The following is a 25,449-nucleotide window of genomic DNA, read 5'->3' on the forward strand; positions in this document are numbered from 1 at the left end:
GACTACCTCTCCGGATGCAGGCACTACTGATGAATTTGCGGACCCACGATGATGAGCTGTAAGCAGTTCGGGCGCGGACAGATGACCGAGGGCTGGACGGCGATCGCGTCGTGCAAGTGAATGTTTCCATCGAAGATGCGCCACGGCTCGCGGTTGCAGGCTTCGGCGACTTGAGGGAGGAGCGGCTGCGGGAAGGAGCAGACCGGATTGTTGCCCAGATAGGTCTTTCCGATCACCGGATGGACGCTAGCGAAGTTCTCGATCCGATTGCCTCTCAGATCGACGACTGACAGCGCCGGAAGCGAGCCAAGCGGCAGCGCATCGAAGACCCGGTTGTTGCGCAGATCGATATCCGACAATGCCGGCATGTTCGATAGATTGCCGACATTGGTGATCTGGTTGTCGTTCAGGTAGATGTATTTGAGCCCGCTCGATCCGAAGCGCGGGATCGCGGATAGCCGGTTGGTGGCGAGGTTCAGTTTCTGAAGTCCTGTCAGCGAAGCGATCGGCGACGCGTCGGTGATCACATTGTCGAAGAGGTTAAGTTCGCCCAGCGCCCGGAAATGGACCACCGGGTTGACGGCGATGATCGATTTCTTGTTCAGAGTCAGGCTGGTCAGTGACTGCGCCCAGTTCTGCGCTGCACTGCAATCTGCGCTGTCGACGTGGTCGGCCTGCATGCGGCTGTCGAGCGCCGCCATGAAGCCGCGGGCGTCGCCGAGCGCAATAGAATCGAACCGGTAGACGATGCAGTATTCAGCGAAGCTGGCGTATTGCAGTGGCAGATTGCGCATGCCGGCATCCTCGAGCAGCGGCAGGTCTGCCAACGGCGTCACGGATTGTACGTGTGTGTTCGAGAAATAGAGCTTTGTCAGCTTGTTGAGCATTCCGATGCCGATCAGGTTCGACAGGGGATTGCCGTCGATGTTCAGTTGTTCGAGGCGGCGCAGCTGGAGGATGCCCTGGATCGAGGGGATCTGGTTGTTGCGGATCCAAAGCTTCGTCAGCCCCGGTACCGCCGACAGCGCCGAGACGTCGGACAACTGGTTGTCGGACAGGTCGATGGAGGTCAGATTTCCCATCACCGGGAAGAGCGAGACGCTGGTCAACCCGCGGTTCTTCGCATCGGCGAACTGGCGCGAACTGAGATCGTCATAGGCTCTGCCGCAAACAGTCTTGCCCGAGATCGATAGCAGCGCGTTCACTTCCGCGGTTTGCGCGGGCGTTAGAAAGTCGGTCTGGTTCCGCATCAGGCATGCCGACAGGAAGTCGCTCGCCTGCACGGGATTGTCGGAAAGATCGAGACTGATCAGGCCCGACAGCGCTGCCAGCGGTCTGACATTGGCGATCGAATTCTTCGACAGGTTGAGTGTGCCGAGATTGGTCAGGCCGGCAAGCGGCGAGACGTCCGTGATGGCATTGTTGGACAGGTTGAGCGAGGTGAGTTGCGGTAAGGTGGCGAGCGGACGCAGATCGCTGACGATCTTCGACGACAAATCGAGTGCGGTGGTCGCCAGCAGCTTGTTGCCGACCACCAAGCACGTCCCGCCACCCTCCAGTTCGACCATGGCTCGTATGGTTTGCCCAAGCGGGGTCGCCGCGTCGCGGTGCAGCACGCACAGGTCAACGAAGCTCTGCCCGCCATTCGCCACGATTGGATTGCCGCTGAGATTGATGGCCAGCGTCGAGGGGAAGCTGCCGAGATTGGCGAAGGTTTCGATCTTGTTGTTGGCGAGGTTGAGACTGGTCAGGCCGCCGAGCGCGCTGAGCGGATCGAGCATGTCGCCCGTGAGGCCATTGTTGGCGATGGACAGGATCGAGAGCGCCTGCAGGAATTGCAGCGGCTCAAGGCTGGCGATCTTGTTGTCGTCGAGTGTGAGGTTCGTCAGCAACGCCAGCGCCGACAGCGCGCGGATGTCGGTGATGTCGTTGTCGGAGACGTCGGCCCGCGTCAGCGCGATCAGTGGCGCCAGGGCGTTGATGTTGCTGACGTGATTGCCGGAAATATCAAGAAAGGTCAGTGTCTTGAGCTTGGCCAGCGGCCCGAGTTCGGCGATCGAGTTGTTGCCGGCGATCGACAGGCTGGTGAGGTTCGTCAGCACCGCAATCGGCTCGAGTGATTGCACGCCCTTGCCGCTCAGGTTCAGCGTCGTGATCGATTCCAGGAAGGTCTGTGCGGTGGCGCAGGCGGCCGGGTTGCCGAGCGCGGAGACTCCGCCGGGCGTTGAATCGAGCACCGCCATCACGGTCGCCGTTTCAGCCGGCGTGCGGTCGCCCTTGATGCACCATTTCGCGAAGGTGGTCGGCTTGTTGACCAGCGGCGCGCCCGAGAGGCACGTGATGGTGTGGATCTTGCCGGCGAAGAACGGCGTGGGGTCGGCGTTCAGCGCCTGGTCGAGATTGAGCTTCAACTCGGTGACCAGCGGTGCGCAGGATGGAATGTAGAGCCGGTCGGAAAATGTCGTCGCGCCGAAGTCTGAGGGAAATTGCAAGTAGTAGATGAGGCCGCCGCCATTATCGTACGCGAACACCTTTATTGGGTATGTCTCGCCCGAGGGGCACAGCAGCGGATTGGCGGCCGGATCCGCGGCGACGATCGCGCTGTCGACGGCGGTCAACACCTCCGAGGGAACCGTCGCGAAGCCAAGTCCGCGGATCACTGCTTCCTCGTCCGCCTGGTCCTTGCAGCGGATGCGGTAGCCGCGCCCGTCGGAGATAAGCAACGGATAATGCAGCCGGTTCGCCTCCAGCGCCGGATCCTCGAACAGCACAACCTTCGGCTCGTCCGCGCGGGCCGGGCCGGCGGCGGCGGCCACGAGCATGACCAGAACAAGGAGCAGCGATTGGCCGATGCGGTTCATCTGGTTTCTCCTTTCGAGGCTCAGGCTGATCGATGCGGCTCAATCAGCCCGAACCAATGGCAGCGCTACATCTCGTCCGCGGTCTTGATGGTCCAAAAGCTCGACGGCTCGCGATCGCAAGTGAACTGAAGGGCCGGGATGTTGTTCAAGTTGCTAACCCCGCCGGCAATGATCAGGCACTTGCCTGTCTGGACGTTTTCCGCCTGAACTCCGTCGCGCGTCTCGACAAGGTTCCAACGACGCGAAGGATCGCTGTCACAGTTGAACTGCAAGGCCGGGATGTTGTCTTCGGTACTGAGTCCGCCGGCAATCGTCAGGCACTTGCTTGTCCGGACGTTGGCCACCTGGAAGCCATCGCCCGTCTCGACCAGCCTCCAGCGCTGCCATTGACTGCCGTCGCAGTCGAATTGCACCGTCGGTGCATTGTTGTCGGTTCGTCCTTCCGCGACCGAAAGGCACCTTTCGGTTTGCCGGTTCACCAGCAACACTTCCGGGTCGGCCGCCCGGATGCTCCAGAACCGCGACGGATCGCGGTCGCAATTGAATTGGAGGGCAGGGACGTTGTCATCGGTGCTCACCCCGCCGGCAATGGTCAGGCATTTGCTCGTCTGCATGTTTTCAGCCTGGAAGCCGTCGCCGGTTGCGGTCAGCTTCCAGCGCCGCGACGGATCTCGGTCGCAGTCGAATTGAAGGGCCGGGATGTTGTTGTCGGTGCTGACACCGCCGGCAATCGTCAGGCATTTTCCGGTCCGCACGTTCTGTAACTGAAAACCGTCGTTCGTCTCGACCAGCTTCCAGCGGCGCCACTGGTCGCCGTCGCAGTTGAACTGTACGGCCGGCGCGTTGTTGTCGAGGCGCCCCTCGGAAACTGCCAGGCATTTGCCGGTCTGCATGTTTGCCAGCACCACGTCTCCCTCCTTGATCGCCGTGATGCAGGCTTCGAAAATTTTCCCGGTGGCCGCGGTCGATTGCTCCGGTCGACTGATGCAGACCGGATTGCCGTCCAGCGAAGGCTTGAATGGCAGGATGGCGCTGACGGACTGCACCGTGGCCAGACGGTTCGCGCGCAGGTTAAGAGAGGTGAGTTCGGTAAGGCCCATCAAGGCGCGCGCATCCGTGACGCGGTTTTTCGACAGGTCGAGCGCCGTGAGCTCTTGCAGAAACCGCAACGGCGACACGTCGTCGATCTTGTTGCTGGCCAGAACCAGTCGCGTCAGCGCCCGCGCCGAGGCGAGCGGCCGCAGGTCGGCGATCTGGTTGGAACTGAGGTCGGCGTCGGCCAAATCCTTCATCACGCCAGTCACGTTGATGTTGCTGATCCTGTTTCGCGACAGATCGAGAAAGGTAAGCTTGGTCAGCTTTTCCAGATCGCGCGTGTCGGCTATTTCATTGCCGGACAAGGTCAGGCGCGTCAGATGGGTAAGTGTCGCCAGCGGCTCGAGATTTGTCAGCCGTCGCCCGGCAAGGTCGAGCGTCGTGCTCGACGCGAGAAAGTCCTGCGCGCTTGCGCACGCCGCCGGATTGCCCAACGCGGAGGCACCGCCGGGTGTCAGCTCGAGCAGCTCCTCGACCGTCGTCTGCTGGGCAGGATCAAGGTCGTTCTTGATGCACCAACTGGCAAAGGTCGTCGGCCGTCCGACAAGCGGCGGGCCCGCCAGGCATGCGATGGTATGGACCTTTCCGGCAAAGAAAGGGGTGGGGTCGGCCTCGATCGCCTGATTGAGGTTGAGCTTTAACCCTTCGACCAACGGCGCGCAGCCGGGAATGTAGAGTTGGTCGGAAAAGGACGTTGACCCGAAATCGGTCGGGAACTGCAGGTAGTAGACGAGCCCGCTGCCGCTATCATGCGCAAAGACCTTGATCGGGTAGTGCTCGTCGGATGGGCACAACAGCGGATTGGCGGCTGGGTCGGCCGCGATGACCGCATTGTCGACGGCGCTCAGCATTTGCGACGGGAAAGTTACTAAGCCCAGTCCGCGGATCACTGCTTCCTCGTCCGCCTGAACACTACAGCGAATGCGGTAGCCGCGTTCTTCGGAGATGAGCAGGGGATAGTGCAAGCGAGTGGCGTTCAGCGTCGGGTCCTCCAACAGAACGAGCTTCGGTTCCTCGGCTCGGGCCCGACCGGCGCCGATCACCGCAAGCAGCGCCAGCAGGAGCAGCGATCGGGCTATGCGGGTCATCTGGTTTCTCCTTTCCGCTCTATTCGACCAGGCTGAAGCGGCCTGGCCCGCAGGCCCGGCTGGTATTGTCGTGTGCAATGTCGTTGCCCGGCAGCAGGAAACTGGCGCTGGAGGCGCTGTCGGCGAAACTGACCGCGCAGCGGAAGCCGGACACCGTCGAGGTGGTGAAATTCGCCGACGAACCGCGCTCGAGCTGGATGGCGGAGCCGACCGTAAGGCCAGCGGCCATGGGCGCGAGCCCGTCCGAGCGACCCGCCACGACCGCGCCGCGCAGAACTAGCGGATTGGCGGCGGCGATGTCCGTGAAGGCCATCCGCATCAGGCTGTCGGAGGTGAGCACCGCGCCGAAGCGTGCGCGCACAATGCTGGAGCGGGCAGGCGCTTGGGCCGAGATCAGCAGCCGTGCCCGAACGCCTTGGATCGCCAGCATGTCTGCTTCGACCCTGAGCCCGCGCGCATAAAGGTCCGCCAGGCACAGCGACGCGCCCCGCGCGATCGGCGACAGTCCGTCCGCCACGGTGCCGATAGTCACATCGTCGAGCGCGACCGCGCCATTCTGCGCGATCACGGCGACGACCTCGTCGGTCGTTTGAGCGGCTGCCCGCGCCAGATCGATCCGCTCGAGTTCGAGCCGCGGCAATCCATCGGCGACGATGATCACGCCTGTGGCTGACAGGATGCATGACGACGTGCCGGCAGGCACTCGGTTGGCGGTGCCGACGAGCCGCGTGCGGGCAACGCCGGGGGCCGGCGCCATGTGCACGGTCTTGAACGGCAATCCCTTCAGGATTAGCGTCTGCGGCATCTGGACCGATGCGGGCAGTTCGAGCCTGAGATTCGCCCGCCCGGCGCAATCGCCCTCGGCAGAGAATTGCGCCAGCGTCAGCGTGCCGCCATCATTGATGCGGCGAAGGCACGTATCGCCGGCCGAACCCCGACAGTCGAACCCGGTACCCGGCGCCGGAGCGGCTGTCAGCGCGCGATCCGTCTCGCCCATCCAGTCGCCAATGCCGGGGGCGGAGAGGCCGAGCGCCAACGTCAGACGCGGGCAACCCGTAAATGACAGGCTTCGCCCCTCCGCGAAGATCCAATCCAGCCGCGCATTGCCGAGGGAGTCAAGCGAGGTGATGGACAGGCCGGCTGACAGCGGCGTCAGGCCGAGGTCGATACCCGGCTGCGCGAAGGTCGAGTGCTCGCGCTGATAGCCATCGCAATTCGACAGACACAGGTCGACGAAGGGCGCCGAACGAAGCGCCGCCACCGCGTCGGCGCCGAGCAGGGTTACGGCCTCGGCCTCAGCGATGCCGAAGAATGATCGCAGCTTCTTCTCCGCCGCTTCCGCTCCGGCTGCATCGGCAATGATGTCGCGCGTCGCCTTGCCGTCAAGGCGCACAATCGGCAGGTAGGAGGGCTGCGCACCTTCGCCCGGCGGCGCGTAGCGCACGACATAGATCGTGTCGCCAATGCTTTCGGCGCTGAGGAAGGTTTCAAACCGGTGCAGACTCCAGCGCGCCGCACTCGCCACCGCTACATTCGATGTGCCGCCAAGATCGGCGCGCCCGCAATCGAACACGAAGGGTGTCCCGACATCGGGCGGCGCGACGAAGCCCTGCAGTACGCCAGGGAGTTGCAACCGCTCGCGGATAGCGAGCGCTGCCTTGATCTCCGCGCAGGCGGCGGGGACGGCGAAATAACCGCTGCCCGAGACGGCGGGGAGATAGTAGTTGCCCGATGCCTCGACATCGGCCCAGATGGCGGTCGTCGCCGGCCAGTCGATATCGAAGGCCGTGCCGGGGCATGGCAAGCGCGGCTGCGCGCCGAAGCCGTTTTCGGTCTGAAGCTTGGCGAACGTTGCCTCCGAGACGATAGCGGTGTCAGGCAGGTGCAGCAGCCGCTTCGCCTGGCCGGCGCTGGCGCAGCCGGCAAGCTCCACCGCCTTGCCGTCGAAAAGCGCGACATAGACGTCCTTGTTCTGATCGGTGACGAAAGCGTCAAGCTGCGGCTCGGCGGGGGCCACCGAAGTGCTGGCGAGAAACAGGGTGAGCAATGCGGCCGCCTGTCTCATCTCAGTTCGCTCAGGCAGCTTGCCGCACGGGTGGGCTCCATATTGACTTCGGTCATCAACGGATCGAGGCCGGCCGACTGGCACAGCTCCTTGACCGAGATCGAGTGCGGCCCCTGGAAATCGACCTTGAGAGTTCCATTGCTCATCTGCCCGTTCTGGCCGATGCACAGCGGATTGTTGGCGAGCGCCGGCCGACGGCAGGTGCGGATGACGTCGGCCATTGCCCGGCGGTTGGTCAGTTCGCAGAAGTAGATGCGGCAAAGCGCGGCGACTGCGGCGCGGTTCTCGGCGTCGGCATTGATGATGCGCTTGATGTCGGTGATCAGGCCGCTCGCCTTGGCTGCGAATGCTAGGCCTTCGACGCGAGTTTTCTCGCCCGCGATCTCGCCCGACCGTTCGGTGATCTTCGGCATCAGGTTGATGTTTTCCGAGGTTATGAACAGGCCGCCTTTCCAGCGGTCGAACTCGTCGAGGATCGAGGTCGCCCTCAGGATCGCTTCGCGGTAGGCGTTGTAGATCGGCCCCATCTTGGTGTCGCGCGCCGCCTCGTAAACCTGGTTTAGCGCAGCGTATTCCTTGTTCACCGCGTCGGCGCCCGCCTTGATACCGTCGATGCCGGCGCGCGAACTCTGCACCAGACCCTCGGCACGCTTCAGCTTGCGGGAAAACATCGCCGTAATCGGGCTCTCGACGCTGGCGAAGTAGTTTTCGATCACCTTGCCGGCCGCTCCGTCGGCGAAGGCATTGATCTCGGTGTCAGACAGATTGGAGATCAGGCCGCACTGGGCGTCGAAATCGGCGCTCAATGGCCCGGCCTGGCAGGCGCTCATCTCCGCCAGTCTCTGATCGAGCGTCCGGTTCGAAGCGAGCCCGTCGGCATACTCGAACAGCGCATGGTTCCATTCGATTGCATTCAAGTCAGCCTGGCTGTGCCGCCGGTCGCGGCAGAACAGCGTCTGCTCCATCCGGCTCTGGTTCCCCGAAGCGCGGTAGGCGTCGAGGTGACGCGTCGCCTCGGCGCAGGTCGCCAGACCTGAAATCAGCCCGGCAAGCTGCTGGTGGACGGGCGGCAGTCCGCGTGTCTGCGCCTCCCGCATTAGATTGGCGGCGCGTTGGCTGTCTTCGGGACTGCGGGCCGGGCGGTGGAAGACGCAGAGGCCTTGCTCGAAGGTTTTCAGCGTGCCGTCCGGAATGGCCGGCCCCTCGCAGTTTGGAGCGTCGAGAACACGCGATTCGATCCTATAGCCGGCAAGATTGTCGACGAAGAGGTCGCGCGCGGCCGCTCCCGTCGCGCCAAGCGCCATGCCGAGCGCCGCTGTGGCGATGATCGCTCTCATGGCGCGCTCGCGAAGATGAAATAGAGGGTGAACACAGCGCCGTCGAAGGGGCAGTCGCTCGGCTGCAGCGACAGCCGGTATGAGCCGATCAGCGGCGCGCCGAGATAGGGCAGGATCAGGCTGGTGTCGTTCGACGGTCCGGGTGCGCGGGGGAACTTGCGCGCCTGGTAGCGATCCTGAACCCAATAGCGGATGATCCGGCTGATCTCGTCGCCGCTGTCGGCTTGGTTGAAAAAGGTCTGCAAGGCGACCCGCTCCGGCCCGACCGAAATGTCGGCGCGGACCTCGTTCGACCCCTTGGTCAGCGGCTTGAACACGAAGCCGCTGCCGCGGTGTTGCAAGGCGAAGCGGTTCCACTGCGCGCCAGTGCACTGGTAGTCGGTGCCGACGAAGACATCGATCAGTGTCAGATTCTTGCGCTCGCGGAATTTGTTGGGCGCCCATAGCGCGAAATAGCCGTTCGCTTTCATCAGCCCGTCGGTCGATGCGAAGGGCGAAACCTCGAACTCGACATTCTCGTCGAGCGCCAGCTTGCGGGCGAAACCGGAATTGGCGGGCACTACGATCTGGGCGACATCGATATTGATCTGCCGCTCGTCGAAAAAGCGCTTGGCGACAATGTCGTCGATCATTGCCTGCAGCTGGGTTGCGTTGCGCACATAGACCTCGGGCACAGTCGCGGCCTCGCCGGTGAAGGCCTGCACCACTTCAAAGCGGCGGCGCATCAGGTGCATCAGCCGGTTGGCGGTCTCAAGCACGCGCCGCTTGGTCACCAGATATTCGGGAATGCCCTTCATCAGGTCGGCTACGGTGTCCTGGGTCGCGATGAACAGATTCTTGCCCGTCGCCGGATCGTCGATTTGGGTAACGAGCTTGGTCATGTCTTCTTGCTGCTTTGTCACCTCCGCCTGAATATTGCCCTGGAACTTCAGGATGCTGTCCTGGAGCGCGCGGCTCTTGAGACCGAGATCCTTGGCCTGGTTCAGGCCCGCGACGAGTTCCTCGGTGTTGCCGCGCGACTGCGTGATGCGCTGCTCGACGAAGGCGAGTTCGGCATCGTTCAGTGCCAGCATCTTGTCCCTCTGCCTGTCGCGTAGTTCGTTGATCAGGTTGGTCGAGGCATTTGATTTCTCGGCGAGGCCGGTAACGGTCGTCTGCGCAGCGCGAACGCGCTCGATGCGGCCGTTGGTTGCCGCGACCAGTTCGGCAACACGTGCATTGTCCTCGTTGAGCTGAGCTTCCGACAAGGACAGCTTGTCGAGTTCGAGATTGAGGATCGCGATCTCATTGGTCAGCCGGTCGATCGTGCGCTGCTGGTCGGTGATCTGGAAACTGAGCATGTCGTTTTCGCGCGCCTGAAGATCGAGTCCGGCAAGTATTCGTTCATGGTCGGACGTGAGCCGCGCCACCTGTTCGTCGATGCCGAGATCCTGGCTCTGGCAGTCGACCGCCGCCATCGAGCCCTGCAGTGTCAGCTCCTTGATCTCTTCGGCCCCTTGCGCCAGCCGGCCGGCGAGTTGGAAATGCGTGTCGATCAGCGCCCGGGCCTTGAGCGCCTTGTCCAGGTCGAGTTCCTCATTCGCTTGGCGCAGCTGCGTGATCCTCTGCTGCAGGCCGTTGATCTGGTTGATGTTCTCCTGCGTCACCCGCCCGGTCGCGATGATCGTCGACAAGATCGACTGTGCCGCTTCGAGCGACGCCTTGACGACCTTGGAGGTGTCGATCTTGGTCGCCGCGCCGCTGGCGAGCCCGCAGGCGCAGACGTTGACCTCGGGTATCGCCGCGGAGATCGCGTAGGCGGCCTGGATGGCGGTGAGCGTGATCTGCGCGGCCTGCGTCGTGCCGTTGAACGCAGCGAACCAGGCGATCACTTCGGTCAACTGGCCGTCGACCTGGTCGCGGGCTTCCTCAAGGTCCGCCTTTTTCTTGGCATAGGCGTCACGCTCGGCTTCATAGAGCTTCTTGGCGAAGTCGGTTTCCGTCTGTGTGAACGAGCCGCAACTGACGTTCGCCAGTTCCTGCGGCAGCGAGACGTTCGACGTGATCATCTGCTGGTCGGACATCAGCGGCTCGACGTCGGCGAAATCGGCGTCACCGATGACGCACTTCATCAGGAAAGCCCTGGCCTGGGTCTGTGTGGCCAAGAGCTGAGCCCTGAGGCCCGACTGTCCATCAGGGCCGCACATCTGGGCGACATACTGGTTGCGCGTGAAGGCCGGCGTCACTGTCTGGCACGGCTGTTCGCCCGCAAGCAGCGGGGTGAATGGATGGGCCGGCGCCTCTCCGATCAGGGCGAGCTGGTTCTCGATGCCGCAAAGCTGTTCGCGGTCGACGGCCCGGCGGCGCTGATAGAGATCGGTCTGGCGCAGTTGCAGTTCGGTGATTGTGTCGTTGGCGCGGGCGATCGCACCCTGGTTGTTGGTGATCTGGGTTTGGAGGATCTGCCGCTGGCGAACCGCCTGTTCGAGCTGGTTGGCGTTGCGCTCGGTCTGGCGGGCATATTCGGTGATCTGGCTCTCGAGCGAGGAAATCTGCAGATCGAGGTTCATCTGAGTCATTTCCCAATTCAGCAGCCAGCGCAGTTCGTTGCGCCGCTCGACTTCGGCCTCCTTGGAGAGGACGATGAGATCGAGTTCCTGCCTGTCATTGATCTGACGGCGCTGGTTCTCGAACTCGGCGATCTTGGTGCCGAGCTCGATCTCCAGCGACCTGATCTGCTGGCGATAGCCGAACGTGTCCTTCTCGGCGTCGACCGCGTTGATCTCTTGCTGGACGGTGGTGGCGAAGGTCTGCGCCTCGTGCTCCAGCTTGCCGATTTTGTGGGCGATCAGGTTGACTTCCTGGCTGCGGATCGTCCGCTCCTCATCGATCGCGCGGGTCGCTTGGCCTTCCTTGTTCGCGTACCACCGCTCAACCAGCGCCTCGACATTGCGCTCGACCTCGGTCAGTCGCTGTTCGCTTTCGGCCAGGGCCTGCTGCAGTTCTTCGAACGGGATCGTGGTGAACTGCATGGGGTCGATGTTGAGGAACAGGAAACCCTTGTGCACGCTGTCCATGCGGGCATCGAGGTCGCTGTGCTGCAGCAGCAGGTCGGCGCGCAAGTCGTCGTAGGTGGACTCGCCCGGAATATCCATCTGCGTCTCGACCAGCACCCACATTGCGGCCTCGTAATTGGTGTAGGCCTTGGAGAGGTTGGGTTGGCTGTCGAGGCCGGCGCCTCCGACAGCGCCCAACGTATCGTAGACCAGGAAGTCGAGCGCCTTGACGCGCGCCTCCGAGAGGGTCTGGTACCAGACGTCGCCGGTGTTCATAAGCAACTGGATCTTCAGCGAGGACAGCGCCGTCAACTGCCGCACGAAGCTGCGGTAACTCGCATCCGCTCCCGCCGCGGCTCCCTGGTCGTTGCCTTGTTGCCGCGCCAGAATGCGAAGACCCCTGTCGACGATCTCGATGCCTTGCCGGCCGAATTCCTGCGCCGCCTGCGGCGAAACCGGCGTATCGTTTCGGCTGACACCGCTCGCCGACGACAGGAAGGGCATGTCGGCCGCGAGGAACAGGCGGTAGCGCCCGAGTTGCAGATGGCAGTCGAAATCGCACACGATCGCCAGCCGTCCGGTCGCCTCGTCGCCGCAGGTCGTCAGGAACTGTTCGAGTTCGGTGGCGACTTCACCCATATATTTTACGTCGGCGCGGAAATTAGCGATCTTCAGCAGGGTCGTCAGCTCGCCGGCATGGCCGGCCGCCGCGTCGACGTCGAGCGCCATGCAGTCCTGCGCGCGCGCCATTCCCGCAGCGCCGAAGACGACGCCGGCAACCAGTCCGCAAAGCAGGAAAAACCGTCTCATGGCTGCCCCGTCGTCAGAAGAACCTCGGAAATCTGGCGCACGTGCCGGGCAAGTTCGGCCATCTGCGCCTTGGAAAGCGAAGGATTCTGGAACCGCCCGACCACCGCCCGGGCATGATTGATGCAGTCTTCGTAGGGCCCATTGATCTTCGCAGTCAGCGCGCCGGTGTCCAGCGTGAGGTCGAGCGTCGAATACGCGCCGGCCAGTCCTGCGCAGGAAGAAAGCTCTGACGTGATCGTCGGATCGTCGACGACATGCGCGAGGCCGGACAGAGCCGTCATCACCCCTTCGATTTGTCCGACGATCTGTAACATCCTTGCCTTACCGTCCTCGAACTCCTTCAGCGAATCCGGCTGGTTGAGGCTGGAGAGATCGACGGCCTGCAGCGTGGCGATCGTCTCGGCTGCTTTCAGCTGGTCCTCCTTGACAAGCACCATGTTGGCCTGAGCGTTGCCGAGTACTCGCTCCAACTCCATCACCTCGGCCGACTTGATCGTCACGTCCATCTCGTTGACCAGCGACTGATATTGGGTCGAAGCGGCGTTCATCAGGTTGAGCGTGTCGTCGACCTTCGTCCTGACCGCCTTGACGATCTGTTCGCGCACCCGCGTCTCGATGAGGCCGGTCGTCTCGGCCCGCCCACGCACTGGCTTGGCCGAACAGACCAGCTTTGCCAGCGCGTCCGAGCCGAGCCGTGCACGCACCGCCCCAACGATCGGGAATAGCGGGCGCCAGGCAGCAGGCAGCGCATCCGCGCTTGCGCCCGACAAAGGTCCAGCATCGATCTCGTTCATACGCGTCAGATGCCGGCATTTCTCCTGCAAGTCGGCTCCGGAAAAGTAAAGCCGCCCGGTGATCAGGTAAGCCTCGATCGCGGCTGCGTATTGTCGCCCGAGGAGGGCGGCGAGTTCTTCAGCGTTATCGGTCGAGACCGGGGCGAAGAAGCGGTAGCGGCTGAGATAGATCTCCGCCCAGGCGAGCCGGCGCATCAGCACCGAGGCGTCGTCAGCCGAAAGCGGGATGACCGGAAAGCCGACGCTGCGGCTGCCGCCCGAGGGGGCAGATGCCTCGCCGATCACCTCGCCGGCGAAGGGCAGGCCGAAATCGGGCTGCGTCGCCTCGTGACTCGGTTCGACGGCAACGGGGCCGGGGGCGAGCAAGCTGAACCGGGTCGTTTCGGGCGTCGCGTTCGAGAGCGTGGCGTTCCAGAAGCCGTCAAGTTTTTCCGATGTGTAAGCGCGCTCCAGAATCGATGCGCCGCCGGCTTCGCTGGCCAACACGCAACTGACGATGACGAATAACGCGATGTCTCGGAAGCTTGTCATCGGCAGTACCACACCCTGTCGGCTGCGCCTGCCTGGGCGCAGATGCCGGTCGCAGCGCCGTGCGCCTTCCAGTCCGCCTTAATCTTGGTGAGATCATTGAATGCGCCCTGTGCCGCGTTGTCGGCATGAACCTCGGCATCCAGTCGCCAGAAGGGCTTTGCCGGATCGGTCGGGAGCAGCACCCCGATCATATTGATGTGGAAGGCGGAGACTTTGAGAAAGTCCTCAGCGCTAGCGACGGTCTTGCGATTAAGATTGGCGTATTGCTCAGGCGTTACGTTGCCGAGCGCCCGCTTGAACTCTTCCTCCGAAACTTCGACGGAGCGCAGCATCTGCGTCGTCTTCGCTGCCAACCCGTCGAGGATTGAGGTGTTGGCGACCAGCGTCGCGCCCGCACCGCTCACCGGTCCGAAGATCTCCGCGAAAATGGCGCGGATCGCCTTCAAGTGCGTGTCGGCCGACTTAATCTCGACGCGGCGCAGCGCGATGCCCGTTTCGAGGTCTGACGCCCGACTGACGAAGCCACTCAGCGCGCCTTGCAGCGTTTCGAACGAGGAACGGGCTTCCGGCGGCGGCTGCAGGAACACCGAGCGCGCATAGCGTACGGCCTCACTGCGGGCGATGTCCTCGACGGCGGCGCGTGTGAGTGCCGATTCCGGGCAACCGGTTACGCTGCCGAGGTCGGTCAGCATCTGCGCGGCATGATAGATTTGATCCATCTGTCGCACCGTGCCGAAGGAGCCGCTGGTGGTGAACTCGGTCTCGACGCCGGACAGATAGTCGGTCAGGTATTCGCGCGCGAACTTCACCATCTCGCACTGCACGCCGGCGGCACGTTCGCGAATGTGGCGGCCGTAGAATGAGGCGCCGACGAAGTATTTCTGGTCGGGCGTCGGTTCGAACCGCTCGACGAAGAGCGACTGGACAACGGTATCGTATTCACCGCACGCATAGGTGCGTTCAAGGCATGCGGGGTCGGTCTGCAGGTCGCACTGCGATAGCGCGGGGCCGCAGATTTGCTGGGCTGCAGCGGGGTCAATTCCTTCGCCGTGCACAAGAAACGCCGCGACGATGATCGCTCGATTGAAGATGTACCTCTTCAACATAACGACCAAAGGAAAATGCACAAAAGCCTCCCCCACCGTCGAAACGGCGGCCTCATTGCTCTTTACTGGCAATATGCTAGCAGGCTACTTTTGGTATTTGTTCGCTACAGCGGAAATTGGCCGCCGAAGGCGTGGCCAATTCAAATTCAGCTTCGCTTTAAAATGCACTGCTAAAGTAAGATAGAACGGTTTGTCTGTCGATACACGTGGCTTTTTGCATTCCGTTACGGAAATGCGTGCCTAAGTGTTGATGCAGTTAACGCATCGTAAAGAGTTGTCTTTTCCGCTCTCTTGGCCCCGTCCAAGCATCGTTCGGCGCCCACGGTTCGAATGCGGGAGGTCACGATCTGGCCTTGGGCCCTAACCTCAACCAATCTGCGCGGGCTGCCAGGCAGCTAGTCCAAGCCTGTGGCGGGCGCCCCAAAAACGCACCATACGCCTGCCTTCTTGGACGCTTCAAGCGGACGCACCAGAGTGGTGGGGGCACTGAAGGCAACGACCGCAAAGGACCCTGCCAGGCCCGGCCATTCAGTGCGGGTCCAGTATTCGGTTTCGCTACGTGCGAGCGGCGGCAGCTTGTATTGCGCGAACGCCTCGCGCTGACTTGGCCAGTCTGCCGAATCGAGGCTCGTCAGTTCCGCCATCGTCGGAAGCTCCCAGCCCATGTCGCCGTGCGGCCCGCCTTGCCCGAGCGTGGCGCAGTACCCCATCGCATCGCTCAGCGTTGCGGGTTGATCAAGCCTGTCTAGCCGGGCAACAAGGCAAGTGCGTTGGTCGACGAAAGCTTTGCCGTCATGTTCAGCGAGCAACCAGAAATTTTGATCACTCAGCGGCTGGCGGGCTTGCTTGTGCACGATACCGCAAGGTGCAGCTTGGGATTGTGACGCTGATATGGTTGCAAAAAAGGCAAGCCCTATGCTGAAAGTCGCAAGAGTGGCGATCCGATGCATGCCTTCCTCCTCCTTGGCCGCGCGTTCGACATGGCAATCGGAAGCGTACTTGAACCGGCGAATAATTGAAAGTTCCTGCACTTGCCGGGTTGCCTTGTAAATGATCGAAGCATTGGTCCACCAAGCGAATGCGTGCAGTAATCCTCGAGCCGAACACCGATCGCTTTAACCTTTCATCGAGCAACCGGGAGTATTGGCTTGTGCTCATATGCGCCGAACGATCAATTCTGGTCTGGAAGTAATCCTCGGTCGTTTCTGCGCCGTCGAGCCAGAGAACAAGCTCAACCGCACGCGTCCGTATCTTCGGACCGAGGACCGAGCTTTCGATGTCGGTCTTCACAAGGTCACATCCGCGCAACATGCTAACGATGGCGAGATTCAACAAAGCTCGATGACGCGAGCGACCATACCGATCGAGGAAGCGCGGCATGAGGGGTGAGATCAAGCAGGGCCAGTCAGCGATGCGGTAGAGGGAAATGGCCTTCCAACGCAGAGGGCGCGTGTCTCAAGTCCACAGGGGTAGGGTTGGCATAGTTGAACGACAATGGTGGCCACGCCCCAACCGATCACAGACCAGGTGCTTTTACCAAGGCGTCGACCGAGGCCGGCGAGACGATTTGCGCCGTCCGCGACCTGATTTGTGCCGGCGCCGGTCCGTTCTCCTTCGACGTGCGCAAGGGTGAGCTGCTCGGCCTGGTCGGGCTGCGCGGCGCCGGGCAGGAACTGGTCGGCCGGGCACTGTTCGGTTGTCAGCCATTTCGGGCTCCGTGACGATAAGCGGCGTTCACCCCGACCTGTCGAGCCCGATCGCGGCGACGGCCTCCGGCGTCGGCCTGATAGCACGTGACAGGACCGAAGAATCGATCGCGGCCTCCTTGTCGATCCGGGAAAACAGCTTCCTCAACCCGGGCGCTGGCAAGCGCGGCCTTTTCTCCTTTCTGGCGCCGCACAAGGAGGCTGCCCTCGCACAAGCGATCGGCGGTTCAGTCGGGCTGCGCCCCAACGATCCGAGCCTGCCAATCGAGGCATTGTCCGGGGGCAACCAGCAGAAAGTGGTCGTCGGCAGGTGGCTGCACACCGGCCGCACTTTGCTGATCGCCGAGGATCCTACAGCCGGCGTCGACGTCGGCGCCAAGGCCGAAATCTACCGGCTGATCGGACGCGCGCTCGAAGCCGGCCTGGCCGTGGTCGTGGTCTCGACCGATTTCGAGGAGATCGCCCACATCTGCCACCGCGCTTTGGTGTTTCGAGGACAGATCGTTCGCGAACTTACCAGCAAAGACCTGACCACTTCCGCCGTGATCACTGCGGCATCGGCTTCCGAAGCCGCCTGACCCTCCGGAGCAAAGCCATGCAATCTATCGAATCCAGCGCACTCGAGCCGACCCGTGGCGAAATGGCGGGATTGCCGTTGACGCAGAAGGTCATCCGGCTGCTGCCGGTCTACGGGCTGGTTATCCTGACCCTGTTGTTGATCCTGCTGTTTTCGATCCTGCTGCCGAACACTTTTCCAACGCTGCTCAATGTGCGCTCGATCATCTCCGATAAGGCGATCATCGCGTTGTTGTCGCTGGCGGCGATGATCCCGATGGCGTCCGGGCGCATCGACTTGACGGTCGGCTATGGGATCGTGCTGTGGCACATTCTTGCCATCAGCCTGCAGACCATGTTCGGCCTGCCATGGCCCTAGCGGTGATGATCGTGCTGCTTCTTGGGGCGGCAACCGGCTTTCTCAACGGCCTGCTGGTCGAGGTAGCCCGCATCGACTCTTTCATCGCCACGTTGGGCACCGGCACCGTGCTCTATGCGCTGGCCCTATGGCACACTGGCGGCAGGCAAGTGGTTGGTGTGTTGCCCAACGGGTTTTATGCGCTCAACGGCACGATGGTTTTCGGGCTGCCGATCACTGGCCTCTATGTGCTGGGCATCGCCGTCGCGCTCTGGATCGTCCTCGAATATCTGCCAATTGGCCGCTACATCTATGCCATCGGCGCCAATCCGAAAGCGGCCGCCCTCAACGGCATTCCGGTGCGCCGCTTCGTCATTGGAGCCTTGATCTCATCGGGCTTCCTGACGGCGCTGACGGGCGTGTTGCTCGCCTCGAAACTGCGCATCGGCCAAGCCAGCGTCGGGCTGGAGTATCTTTTGCCGGCACTCGTGGGCGCGTTTCTTGGCTCGACAACGATCAAGCCTGGACGAGTCAACGTCTGGGGCACGATGACGGGCGTCATCATCCTGGCGGTCGGCATTTCAGGCATCCAGCAGTTCGGCGGCTCGTTCTTCGTCGAGCCCCTGTTCAACGGCGTCACACTGCTCGTTGCGATCGGCATCGCCGGCTACGCGCAACGAAAGCGCGGCGTGGCGCACACAGCAAGGATCAAGAATGTCACGCAATCTGCGAAGTGACCGGCACGGAACCAGTTCAGGGACAATGACGATGGATTGCCGGTTGCAGCAAACAATGCTTGGCGACTACGAGATTTTGGACGACCGATTCCGGAAGCTGACGATTTCGCATGCCAAGCTGGAGCAGCTTTGGTCCGGCAGCCGCTGGGCCGAAGGTCCGGTCTATGTTCCGGCCGCCAAGCACCTGCTGTGGTCTGACATTCCCAACGATCGGGTACTGCGATACGACGAGACCGACGGCTCCGTCAGCGTCTTCGACACGCGCTGCAACAACCAGAACGGCCATACCCTCGACCGCGAAGGGCGCATCGTCGCCTGCGAGCATCGCGGCCGGCGCATCTCTAGGCTCGAGCATGACGGAGGATGGAAGACCCTTGTCGAAATCGTCGACGGCAAACGGCTCAATTCACCGAACGATGTTGTTGTCAAATCCGACGGGACGATCTGGTTCACCGATCCGGTCTACGGCATTGAGGGCCATTATGAAGGCACCATTGCCAAGGCGGAGATCGGCGGATCTCATGTTTACCGGTTCGACGAGACCTCCGGCGACGTGAGTGCCGTCATCACCGACCTGGTCCAGCCTAACGGTCTCGCTTTCTCCCCGGACGAAAAGACCCTCTACGTCTCGGAGACCGGCGCAAGCCATGTGCCCGGCCTGCCGCGGGCCATCAAGGCCTATGATATTGCGCAAGACGGTCTCTCCGCTCGGGCGCGCGGTGCTTTCGCCGAATGCGACGCGGGTGTCTTCGACGGTTTCCGTGTCGATTGCGGCGGCAATATCTGGGCCTCGAGCGCGGACTCGGTCCGCGTCTATTCGCCGGACGGGAGCTTGACAGGCCGAATCCTGGTTCCGGAACTTGTCTCCAACGTCTGTTTCGGCGGTCCGAACCGGAACCGGCTCTACATCACCGCTCAAACATCTCTCTACGCTGTCTACGTGAACACCCAGCCTGCTGGCTCAGGTCCGGCAGCGGGAAATCGCTGCCTGAAACCGCGCCGCGCCGACCGCTCAGGCCTTCTCGGGAAGGCCGGACATTTTCAAACCCCAAGGGAGGTACCGAACATGCAACGCAGAACATTCCTAAGAGCATCCATCGCCTTGATTATGATCGCGACCGCTGCTCCGTCTCTGTTCTCAAACCAAGCGCGCGCGGACGAGATGGCCGACGCCATGGCGGTCGTTCAAAAGTATGCCCAGAAGGTCACCGCTTGGGACGGCCCCACCACTGGTCCGAAGGCCCAGCAAGGCAAGACTATCGTCGTGCTCGCCGGGGACCTCAAGAATGGCGGCATTCTCGGCGTCGCCAATGGCGTCGAGGAAGCAGCCAATGCGATCGGCTGGGAGGTCAAGGTAATCGACGGCGCCGGATCGATTGGCGGGCGCACCGCCGCTTTCGGCCAGGCGATAGCGCTGAAGCCAAATGGCATCGTCATCGATGGGTTCGATGCCATCGAGCAGGCGCCGGCATTGGAGCAGGCGAAGTCCGCGGGTATCCCGCTGGTTTCATGGCATGCGGGACCGGTTATCGGGCCTGACGAAAAGAGCGGCGTCTTCGCCAATGTCTCGACCGATGCGATGCAAGTCTCTACCGCTGCGGCCGACTGGGCCTATGCCGACGCCAAAGGCAAGCCGGGCGTTATCGTCTTCACTGACTCAACCTACGCCATCGCCATTGCCAAGGCCGACAAGATGAAGGCGGAGATCGAGCGGCTCGGTGGAAAGGTGCTCGAATACGTCGACACGCCGATCGCCGAGACCTCGCAGCGCATGCCGCAGCTCACAACTTCGCTGCTGCAGAAATACGGCGATGCGTGGACGCACTCCCTGGCGATCAATGACCTTTATTTCGACTTCATGGGACCGTCGCTTGCCGCGGCCGGCAAGGCTGGCACCGACGCGCCGATCAATGTCGCTGCCGGCGATGGCTCCGAATCCGCCTATCAGCGCATCCGTGCCGGCCAGTTCCAGAAGGTAACGGTCGCCGAACCGCTCAACCTGCAGGGCTGGCAACTGGTCGACGAACTCAACCGCGCCATTGCCGGTGAAAAGTGGTCGGGCTACCTGTCGCCGCTGCACGTCGTGACGGCGGACAATGTCGAGTTCGACGGCGGCCCCAACAATGCATTTGACCCCGGCAACGGTTACCGGGACGAGTACAAGAAGATCTGGGGCAAATAGGAATTCGGCAAGGCGGGCGCCTCACGCGATGCGCCCGCAAAGCCAGACTCACGTCGTGATCGCAACTTCAGAAAATTGCTTGACCCGCCAACTGCCGCCATCGGGCGGCAGGTGATCCCAGGTAGAAAGTTAGGAAACCCTCGTCATGATCATTCGTTACGCCCTCTTCGAGGGTGAAATCCAAGCCGGACGCGAGAGCGAGTTTCGGCGGTTCGTCAAGGAGAAGCTGGTGCCGCTGTGGACGCAGTTTCCCGGAGCCGAGGAAGTGCGAGTCTTGGACGGTGCGGTGCGGGACGAGGGCGCCCCGATCTACGCCATGGCGCTCGCCATCCGGTATTCGGCCATGGACAGCTGCAACCGGGCACTTCAGTCCGACGTCCGGTCTCAGAGCCGGGACGTTACCGGCGAGCTGCTCAAGATGTTCACGGGACGTGTTCATCATCATGTCTTCGAGGCCAATGAATACGCACCTGGCCAAATCTCAAAACAGCAGCAAACGGCGCACTAGCCGCAAGCCCGGCGCACCGCTTCTGAGTGAAATGTCACTGTCAATCGGCAAGACCTTGGCGATGCCAACCATGTCGTTGTCCATCATCATTGCCGGGATCGGTTGCTCCGGGCCGCAAGACCACCAAAAAATTGCGATGGTCAGGTTTGCAGTCGAGCCGACACCACGACGATGACATAGGGCAGCGCAAGGGCGACGTGGCCGAGCAGCATGGCGGACAGGCCCCGCCCAATGCCGATGCGAAGAAGAAGATCAACATCGCCGTGCCGGTGATCAGCCACGGAATGGCGATGATGCGCACCAGCCCGATCGACCAGAACGGCAGGATGCTCGTGTCCGTTATCACACTCGCGCCTATCTGGACCACGCTCAGAGAGAAGGCGTATCGCGCGCTCCGAGAAAGCCAGCGGCAGTCAATGCGGGCAAACCTGGAGCTCGAGCGCCTCACACGGATCGATGCCATACGGGTCTCGGAAACCGGCGCTACTCGATGAGCATCTCGCGGCGGAATGGAAGCGCGCGATCCGCACGCAGAGTCAGTTGTCGCTTTTGATGATCGATGCAGATGACTTCAGGCGCTATAATGACACGATGGCTACATGGCGGGGGATGAGGTGCTGAAGCAGGTCGCCCATGTGATCCAGAGCAGTTGCAATCGCTCCACGGATCTTGCTGCGCGATATGGAGGCGAGGAGTTCGTTGTTGTGATGGTCGATGCCTCGTTGGTCCTAACGGGCACCGTCGCGGAACGGCTCGTCCAGAGCGTGCGAGAGTTAAGCATTCCGCACGGGTCTGAGCGGGTGACCATAAGCGTTGGTGTGGCAACCACGGTACCCAATGAGAGCCATACGCCCCATGATCTCATCAACGCAGCCGACCTGGCGCTGTTCCGGGCCAAGTCGGAAGGACGAGACCGCGTCGTGTATCAAGAATAACTTAGAGCGTCCTGACAGGGGCGCATATGGATGGCGCTGACGAGCAGCTTATGGAGGTGGCCGCCTCTCCTCGCGACCTTTTCTGATGTCTGACCGGTTGAGCCACCTCATATGTCTCACAGGCAACCCGAATGAGAATGGCCAAGGTCTTTTTGCATCGTGCTGCGGGAGTGATTGGACAGAACGCTTTCCTGCCGCGTGCGCTCGGTAAACGAAGAGTGAAACGAAGGGACCGCAAAGGCTCGTCTTCCGTGATCACGGAATTACCTGAATCTCCAGGCCCACTATTATTCCCGGTGGCGGACCCCAACCCGCTGGGCCGGCGTCTACTTGGCATCTACCCCAACTGCCCCCAATGACGCCGGCCACTTGCCGTGGTCGCAGTGACGCCGGCGCTCCGCCATGATCCTGAGGGTAGCCTCGACGCCGTCCATTTCAGGCATCACCAAATCCATGAGAACGAAATCCGGGAGGTCTCGTTGACAGGCCACTACGGCCTCGCGCCCTTTTACCGCGATCCAGGCGACCTGATGCCCTGGGGTTGATGTAACCAGTAGCCGCAGAAGCTCGACCGCAAGGGGCATATCGTTGACGATAGCGATCCTCATTGATGGGTCCCCAAGCTGCGCCTCATTCTGCCGCTTGGCCTGCTAGGTCGACGACCGCGTGGAGCAGTGTTTCGTCGTAGTAGTCCGCCCCGGCGTCAAGACCGCGCCTGCGATCGCGCCTTCGGCCTTCTTGCGAGCGCCGGGTTTTGTGTAGAAGTGCATGCCAGCAATTTCGGCCCATGGCCATCAAAGTCCGGTCTCATGCTACGCCCTTCAGGAGGCGACAACATTCCGCAAGCACAGCACATCACCGGCCTAGCGGCTCGCTCCGTCCCGTGCGCGGCCATTCAATCCAGCCCAACGCCCGGCATATGTCACGCTCTGACGGCCATATCTGATGCAGAATCTCCGGCCACACTTCGTCGAGCCCATCCTGTGCCGGCTCCACCATAGATTCAGACGTCACCTCGTCGCCTGGCACGCCATGCCTCTCGGCGTCGTCGGGATTGGCGTCTCGCGGGTTAAGATAACCCTGCGCGCCTTCTGTACGCGTTTGGCCGGTGGTGTCGCGGGATCTCTTGCAGCACGGCAAGCGCTGCGGCTGGATCTTCTTTGGCCGGCCAGTGCACCGCACGCATGCCGCCGCGGAAACGAGTGTTGTCATTGTCGGCACGCAGGGCGCCGGTTTCGGTATTCATGTTGAGAATTCCCCAGGTTTGAATTCCGGCTGCCAGGCCGGGTAGTCCCATGATGCGATGCGCGGCGCGGGTAAAGAATAAATCCGAAGCAGGCGGGCGACCACCCCAATGCCACCTTTCTTTCTCGCCATCTCGCTCGTTATTAATCTTACCCTTTCGTGGGAGGGCTGTGTGGTGGTGGAACAGGTGAGCAGGAATATTATCGGCAGCTTGGCGGCATGAAGAAATCTTAAAAAAATGCACTCCGAGATAGGTTTCTGGATGTGAAGCTAACGACATCTTCAATTTGATTCGTATAGAATCGCGTGTTGTGAACGGGTAGTTGAGGAGCCACCGAAATGAACGCAAAGCTCAAAAGCGAGTCCGTCGCAAGGTAATTCTTAGGATACCTTAATAACGAACCGTTGAATGATATTGCGACCAAGATCGGATGCTCACTGGCGAGTTTAAGGGTCAGCGCCAGTAAACTCGGTTGCACATGGACCCCGACGGAGGCGGCGGAATTTCGGCGTGACTTTCATGTGCCGGAACACAAACGGGAAGATTACAACCAGTTGATGATCTATGGCCGATTTGCCTGCAGATCCTTGGGTACTAACAGTGTAATCATCGGATTTAGAGTAATATTATTTCGGAGTGATACTGTCACTTGAAGATTTTCTGTGGACCACGAATAACTTTATTGTGGCTGGTGAAACTTTGGGTAGGGGTAGAAAATGACTCTGATGGATAGACACGGTGATGCTGTTTCGGGTAGGCGATACATTGCGACAACGACAAAGTATAACCATGAGGCGCATACGACGCGGCCCTCTTATGTTTTTCCTCCAGATCGTGCATCGGGCGCAGGGGTCGGGGAGCCAAGAGCACGCAGCCTGGAATCTATAACCGGCATGCTTGATCGCATCGGCTGCGGCTATCTCGTGCTGAACCGCGAGAGGAAAGTGGTCGAATGGAACGCAGCCGCTCAAACCACGCTGGAGCGCCAGGGAGAAGTGGCCGATACGGCCAGCGGTCTTTCGGTGGCCTTGAGGCGGCTGATCGCGAATGTTCCGGCCCATTTCCTGCCGGGCTCACTATCGTGGGTGGTAATCCGCAGCAACGGCGATAGGCCGGTGATATTGAACGAGAACGGGTTTATCGCTCCTGACGGAACGAGCATTGTGGCGTTACTGGACCGCGAGAACAGGTCGGGGCCAAATCCTCAGACACTGCAAAAGATGTTTGGCTTGACGAGCGCGGAAACGCACTTGGCGTTGCGCTTGGCTCAAGGCGATGCGCCGCTGGAGATCGCCCGCAGTTGGCGCCTCAGCCGCACCACGATCCGCTCCCAGCTTGCCTCGCTGTTCGCCAAGACCGAAACGAAACGTCAGGCGGAACTGGTGGCTCTTCTTGGGCGCATTTCAGTTTTGCCATAAGGGCCGTCGTTTGGATCCATCTCAGCAGACAGCCAATCCCGAAACGCTTTGATCTTCCGCTGGGCGATGGCGCGGGGCGGGCAGAGGAGTATCAATCTCGAAAAAGAGATTCACTCGCAGGCACCAAAGCCGCAATGCGTCTACGGACAAGCACACAGGCACGTGGTTGATAGCTACTGCTGTGCTTAGGGTCGCCTACTTCGTAGCCCATTCATATTCCCCTGATTTGATGCGCCTCATCGGCATCGCGTTTGTAATTTGCGCCTTCTACCGCACGCACAATCCTTAGATGTCACCGGCCTCGTGGTTGCCGTATTATGCCCCGGCCGCTTGTTCTTGACGTAGTCCAAAGCCTCGACCTGCGTCCCGTCGACATCTGTGACGAGCACAAGTTTCGGCGAGAATGCGCTGGTGCCGTCGGTGCCGACGACCTTGACTATCCGTCCGCTTTCGGGTGGATGGCATGGAATTGGGTGGAAAGGGCGATATGTCGTTTTCTATTTTCTCTCTCCTCAGATTGAACCGCCGGTTGTCATGGTGTGATTATGCTTTTGCCTGCCTGTCTGTGCCCCTCATAATGGCCAAAGAACCGGATTCAGAAGCATGCTCACAACGTAACAACGAGAGAAAATTATCTTCCACGTGCTCATCAGCTCTTCTGGAAACGGCTTCATGAGAATGTTCCGGGTCAGGGTCGTCAGCCAGGTCATGTAGTCTTCGGGCGCCAGAATCACTGGCATACGGTTGTGGATCGTCGCCATGAGCGGATTCGGCTCACAGGTCAGCAGCTTGAAGGTGCGGATGTTGTCGCCGGTAGCGGGGGCGCGCCAATCCTCCCAGAGCGCCGCCAAGGCGAACGGCTCGCCCGACTTCATCGCGATGGCACAGGGCTGTTTGTTCTTGCCCGCGCCGAAGATGTCCTTCGATTGAAAGAAGCCGTTGATCGGCATCAGCGCGCGGCGTGACTGATAGGCGGCTTTGAACATGCCGTCGGTCTTTACGGTCTCGGTCTTGGCGTTGATCGAAGGTGCTGCGCTTCGAGCTGATGATAAAAACGTGGTCTGCATGGGCAGCCACAAGCA

General features: G+C 61.4%; 16 protein-coding genes and 4 pseudogenes. 8 read left to right on the forward strand and 12 right to left on the reverse strand.

Features of this window, described 5'->3' with window-relative positions:
- Window positions 1-23: 23 nt before the first annotated feature.
- From NKH60_RS02435 to NKH60_RS02470, 8 genes are all read right to left on the reverse strand, one after another.
- Window positions 24-2,861, reverse strand: coding sequence for a leucine-rich repeat domain-containing protein (locus NKH60_RS02435; RefSeq protein WP_352685414.1), 2,838 nt, complete (start codon window positions 2,859-2,861; stop codon window positions 24-26).
- A 65-nt stretch (window positions 2,862-2,926) separates the two neighbouring features.
- Window positions 2,927-5,044, reverse strand: coding sequence for an RICIN domain-containing protein (locus NKH60_RS02440; RefSeq protein ID WP_352871000.1), 2,118 nt, complete (start codon window positions 5,042-5,044; stop codon window positions 2,927-2,929).
- Between the two features lie 19 nt (window positions 5,045-5,063).
- On the reverse strand, window positions 5,064-7,109 hold the full coding sequence (locus tag NKH60_RS02445; protein ID WP_352612577.1) for a hypothetical protein: 2,046 nt from the start codon (window positions 7,107-7,109) through the stop codon (window positions 5,064-5,066).
- Window positions 7,106-8,446, reverse strand: a complete 1,341-nt coding sequence (locus tag NKH60_RS02450; RefSeq protein ID WP_352502901.1) for a hypothetical protein — start codon at window positions 8,444-8,446, stop codon at window positions 7,106-7,108. Before NKH60_RS02450 ends, NKH60_RS02445 begins: the two co-directional genes overlap by 4 nt.
- Entirely contained in the window at window positions 8,443-12,291 is a 3,849-nt protein-coding gene (locus NKH60_RS02455; RefSeq protein WP_352871002.1) for a coiled-coil domain-containing protein, read from the reverse strand. The genes NKH60_RS02450 and NKH60_RS02455 overlap by 4 nt, the downstream gene beginning before the upstream one ends.
- On the reverse strand, window positions 12,288-13,616 hold the full coding sequence (locus NKH60_RS02460) for a hypothetical protein (RefSeq protein ID WP_352612583.1): 1,329 nt from the start codon (window positions 13,614-13,616) through the stop codon (window positions 12,288-12,290). Before NKH60_RS02460 ends, NKH60_RS02455 begins: the two co-directional genes overlap by 4 nt.
- Window positions 13,613-14,743, reverse strand: a complete 1,131-nt coding sequence (locus NKH60_RS02465; protein ID WP_352612585.1) for a hypothetical protein — start codon at window positions 14,741-14,743, stop codon at window positions 13,613-13,615. Before NKH60_RS02465 ends, NKH60_RS02460 begins: the two co-directional genes overlap by 4 nt.
- 374 nt (window positions 14,744-15,117) lie before the next feature.
- On the reverse strand, window positions 15,118-15,753 hold the full coding sequence (locus NKH60_RS02470) for an Lcl C-terminal domain-containing protein (RefSeq protein WP_352771857.1): 636 nt from the start codon (window positions 15,751-15,753) through the stop codon (window positions 15,118-15,120).
- Window positions 15,754-16,278: 525 nt separating this feature from the next.
- On the opposite strand from NKH60_RS02470, the pseudogene NKH60_RS02475 reads away from it, so the two are divergent.
- From NKH60_RS02475 to NKH60_RS02495, 5 genes and pseudogenes are all read left to right on the forward strand, one after another.
- Window positions 16,279-17,006: pseudogene (locus tag NKH60_RS02475) on the forward strand (ATP-binding cassette domain-containing protein); the annotation flags it as partial.
- Between the two features lie 17 nt (window positions 17,007-17,023).
- A pseudogene (locus NKH60_RS02480) lies at window positions 17,024-18,078 on the forward strand (ABC transporter permease).
- A 55-nt stretch (window positions 18,079-18,133) separates the two neighbouring features.
- A pseudogene (locus NKH60_RS02485) lies at window positions 18,134-19,036 on the forward strand (SMP-30/gluconolactonase/LRE family protein); the annotation flags it as partial.
- A gap of 108 nt (window positions 19,037-19,144) precedes the next feature.
- Complete coding sequence (locus NKH60_RS02490) at window positions 19,145-20,260, forward strand: ABC transporter substrate-binding protein (protein ID WP_352871186.1); 1,116 nt, start codon at window positions 19,145-19,147, stop codon at window positions 20,258-20,260.
- Window positions 20,261-20,405: 145 nt separating this feature from the next.
- The gene (locus NKH60_RS02495; protein ID WP_352871005.1) at window positions 20,406-20,768 is read left to right on the forward strand and encodes a hypothetical protein; all 363 of its coding nucleotides are present in this window, start codon (window positions 20,406-20,408) and stop codon (window positions 20,766-20,768) included.
- A gap of 143 nt (window positions 20,769-20,911) precedes the next feature.
- Here the strand turns inward: NKH60_RS02495 and NKH60_RS02500 are convergent.
- Window positions 20,912-21,060 (reverse strand): annotated as a pseudogene (locus tag NKH60_RS02500) (ABC transporter permease); the annotation flags it as partial.
- A 164-nt stretch (window positions 21,061-21,224) separates the two neighbouring features.
- Between NKH60_RS02500 and NKH60_RS02505 the strand changes: the two are divergent.
- Both NKH60_RS02505 and NKH60_RS02510 read left to right on the forward strand, forming a co-directional pair.
- Window positions 21,225-21,389 carry a diguanylate cyclase domain-containing protein gene (locus tag NKH60_RS02505; RefSeq protein ID WP_352871007.1) on the forward strand — a complete coding sequence of 55 codons (165 nt, stop codon included), beginning with the start codon at window positions 21,225-21,227 and terminating at the stop codon, window positions 21,387-21,389.
- Window positions 21,368-21,703, forward strand: coding sequence for a GGDEF domain-containing protein (locus NKH60_RS02510; protein WP_352871009.1), 336 nt, complete (start codon window positions 21,368-21,370; stop codon window positions 21,701-21,703). The genes NKH60_RS02505 and NKH60_RS02510 overlap by 22 nt, the downstream gene beginning before the upstream one ends.
- A 326-nt stretch (window positions 21,704-22,029) precedes the next feature.
- On the opposite strand, the gene NKH60_RS02515 is transcribed toward NKH60_RS02510, so the two are convergent.
- Together NKH60_RS02515 and NKH60_RS02520 are read right to left on the reverse strand one after the other, a co-directional pair.
- A complete protein-coding gene (locus tag NKH60_RS02515; protein WP_352871011.1) occupies window positions 22,030-22,311 on the reverse strand; it encodes a response regulator in 282 nt (93 codons plus the stop codon).
- A 461-nt stretch (window positions 22,312-22,772) separates the two neighbouring features.
- A complete protein-coding gene (locus NKH60_RS02520; protein WP_352871013.1) occupies window positions 22,773-23,234 on the reverse strand; it encodes a hypothetical protein in 462 nt (153 codons plus the stop codon).
- A 608-nt stretch (window positions 23,235-23,842) separates the two neighbouring features.
- Between NKH60_RS02520 and NKH60_RS02525 the strand changes: the two genes are divergently transcribed.
- Window positions 23,843-24,367 carry a helix-turn-helix transcriptional regulator gene (locus NKH60_RS02525; protein ID WP_352621304.1) on the forward strand — a complete coding sequence of 175 codons (525 nt, stop codon included), beginning with the start codon at window positions 23,843-23,845 and terminating at the stop codon, window positions 24,365-24,367.
- A 572-nt stretch (window positions 24,368-24,939) separates the two neighbouring features.
- On the opposite strand, the gene NKH60_RS02530 is transcribed toward NKH60_RS02525, so the two are convergent.
- On the reverse strand, window positions 24,940-25,434 hold the full coding sequence (locus tag NKH60_RS02530) for an SOS response-associated peptidase (protein WP_352871015.1): 495 nt from the start codon (window positions 25,432-25,434) through the stop codon (window positions 24,940-24,942).
- Between the last annotated feature and the right edge of the window lie 15 nt (window positions 25,435-25,449).

Origin of the sequence: Mesorhizobium sp. M1006 (assembly GCF_040318825.1) — a bacterium.
Taxonomy (GTDB): domain Bacteria; phylum Pseudomonadota; class Alphaproteobacteria; order Rhizobiales; family Rhizobiaceae; genus Mesorhizobium.

Bases quoted from the DNA above. Each gene is read 5' to 3' on its own strand.
- NKH60_RS02435 (WP_352685414.1), bottom strand. From the start codon at position 2,861: ATGAACCGCATCGGCCAATCGCTGCTCCTTGTTCTGGTCATGCTCGTG.
- NKH60_RS02440 (WP_352871000.1), bottom strand. From the start codon at position 5,044: ATGACCCGCATAGCCCGATCGCTGCTCCTGCTGGCGCTGCTTGCGGTG.
- NKH60_RS02445 (WP_352612577.1), bottom strand. From the start codon at position 7,109: ATGAGACAGGCGGCCGCATTGCTCACCCTGTTTCTCGCCAGCACTTCG.
- NKH60_RS02450 (WP_352502901.1), bottom strand. From the start codon at position 8,446: ATGAGAGCGATCATCGCCACAGCGGCGCTCGGCATGGCGCTTGGCGCG.
- NKH60_RS02455 (WP_352871002.1), bottom strand. From the start codon at position 12,291: ATGAGACGGTTTTTCCTGCTTTGCGGACTGGTTGCCGGCGTCGTCTTC.
- NKH60_RS02460 (WP_352612583.1), bottom strand. From the start codon at position 13,616: ATGACAAGCTTCCGAGACATCGCGTTATTCGTCATCGTCAGTTGCGTG.
- NKH60_RS02490 (WP_352871186.1), top strand. From the start codon at position 19,145: ATGCAACGCAGAACATTCCTAAGAGCATCCATCGCCTTGATTATGATC.
- NKH60_RS02495 (WP_352871005.1), top strand. From the start codon at position 20,406: ATGATCATTCGTTACGCCCTCTTCGAGGGTGAAATCCAAGCCGGACGC.
- NKH60_RS02505 (WP_352871007.1), top strand. From the start codon at position 21,225: ATGCCATACGGGTCTCGGAAACCGGCGCTACTCGATGAGCATCTCGCG.
- NKH60_RS02510 (WP_352871009.1), top strand. From the start codon at position 21,368: ATGGCGGGGGATGAGGTGCTGAAGCAGGTCGCCCATGTGATCCAGAGC.
- NKH60_RS02515 (WP_352871011.1), bottom strand. From the start codon at position 22,311: ATGAGGATCGCTATCGTCAACGATATGCCCCTTGCGGTCGAGCTTCTG.
- NKH60_RS02525 (WP_352621304.1), top strand. From the start codon at position 23,843: ATGCTTGATCGCATCGGCTGCGGCTATCTCGTGCTGAACCGCGAGAGG.
- NKH60_RS02530 (WP_352871015.1), bottom strand. From the start codon at position 25,434: ATGCAGACCACGTTTTTATCATCAGCTCGAAGCGCAGCACCTTCGATC.